Source organism: Citrobacter sp. wls757, from assembly GCF_005280935.1.
GTDB lineage: Bacteria > Pseudomonadota > Gammaproteobacteria > Enterobacterales > Enterobacteriaceae > Citrobacter > Citrobacter portucalensis.
The window spans coordinates 63,917-65,293 of the sequence record NZ_SZWU01000020.1; the positions used below are offsets into that span (position 1 = coordinate 63,917).

3 protein-coding genes are annotated in these 1,377 nt (G+C 50.6%); 1 reads left to right on the forward strand and 2 read right to left on the reverse strand.

The genetic code is table 11. From position 1 onward, the window contains the following. Both FDW94_RS06345 and wrbA read right to left on the reverse strand, forming a co-directional pair. Positions 1-115: YccJ family protein (locus FDW94_RS06345; RefSeq protein WP_283205065.1), on the reverse strand; the 115-nt coding region annotated here is incomplete at its 3' end. A gap of 20 nt (positions 116-135) precedes the next feature. Next, positions 136-732, reverse strand: a complete 597-nt coding sequence (gene wrbA / locus FDW94_RS06350; RefSeq protein WP_003832057.1) for an NAD(P)H:quinone oxidoreductase — start codon at positions 730-732, stop codon at positions 136-138. A 386-nt stretch (positions 733-1,118) separates the two neighbouring features. Between wrbA and FDW94_RS06355 the strand changes: the two genes are divergently transcribed. Next, the gene (locus FDW94_RS06355) at positions 1,119-1,292 is read left to right on the forward strand and encodes a general stress protein (RefSeq protein WP_003036022.1); all 174 of its coding nucleotides are present in this window, start codon (positions 1,119-1,121) and stop codon (positions 1,290-1,292) included. Positions 1,293-1,377 lie beyond the last annotated feature (85 nt).

Sequence of the window (1,377 nt, forward strand, 5' to 3'; positions counted from 1 at the left end):
CCAGTTTCTCGTCATAATGTGCGACTTCAAAAATGGCTTCGGCTATTTCCGGCGATGTATTGCGCAGACTTGCCCATTCGCCGACGCGATGGGCTTTCGCTTCTTGAGTTGGCATTCGAATCCTCCTGTTGAAGATTAGCCGTTGAGTTTTACTGCCAGACCTGCGACATATTCACCCTGATAGCGGGCGATAGATAATTCTTCCTGACTTGGCTGGCGGGAGCCGTCGCCTCCGGCAATGGTGGTTGCACCGTAAGGGGTACCGCCGCGAACTTGAGAGACATCAAACAGCTCTTGCGCCGCGTAACCGATAGGTACAATCACCATCCCATGGTGGGCAAGCGTAGTCCAGGTTGATGTAATGGTTTGTTCCTGACCGCCGCCGGTTCCCGTTGAGCTGAATACGCTGGCGAGTTTGCCGTACAGGCCGCCAGAGGCCCACAGCCCGCCAGTCTGGTCGAGGAAGGTACGCATCTGACCGGACATATTGCCAAAGCGCGTGGGGGTACCAAAAATGATGGCGTCGTAATCAGCCAGTTCTTGCGGGGTTGCGACTGGTGCGTTTTGTGTTTTGCCGCCAGCCTTAAGGAAAATCTCGGGCTGCATGGTCTCTGGTACACGCTTAATAATCACTTCCGCGCCATCTACCTTATTTGCGCCTTCTGCGACTGCGTGGGCCATAGTTTCAATGTGTCCGTACATGGAATAATAAAGCACCAGAACTTTTGCCATTTTACACTACTCCTCGAGTTAACCGTGTCCGTAGCGATTCGCTACCTACCTTTAAAGATATGACGTACTGTCAGGAGTGCAAATTTCACAATCACTTCTTTGATTTATAACAATTTTTCTAACAACCTGCTTTGTAGCAAAATGATACATATTTAACCGGGTAGAATTCGGTAGTCATAAGAAAGACTTATTGATTTCTTATGGTGATTATTTCTTTGTCACTCCTGATCCTGTTGCAGGATATTACAGTTAGCGTCTGCCCTGGCCACGCTTCACTATGCTTATTCCCACGCAGTTATTTTCAGGGCCTCGCCCGTAACGCTGCGTGAGGTATCACTCCTCAGTACCTATGCAATATGATGTCTAATCAATGACGGAGGTCAGTAATGGCAAACCATCGGGGCGGTTCCGGCAACTTTGCGGAAGACCGCGAAAGAGCATCAGAAGCAGGTCGAAAAGGTGGCCAGCACAGCGGGGGCAACTTCAAGAATGACCCGCAACGCGCTTCAGAGGCAGGCAAAAAAGGGGGCAAAAATAGTCACGGCAACAACAAATCGTAATTGTCGGGCTATCTGTCAGATATGTCGTGACGGCTGAGAGTCAGAGACAGACGTTACGTAGCCACCGCCGCCGGGTCTTTCCGGC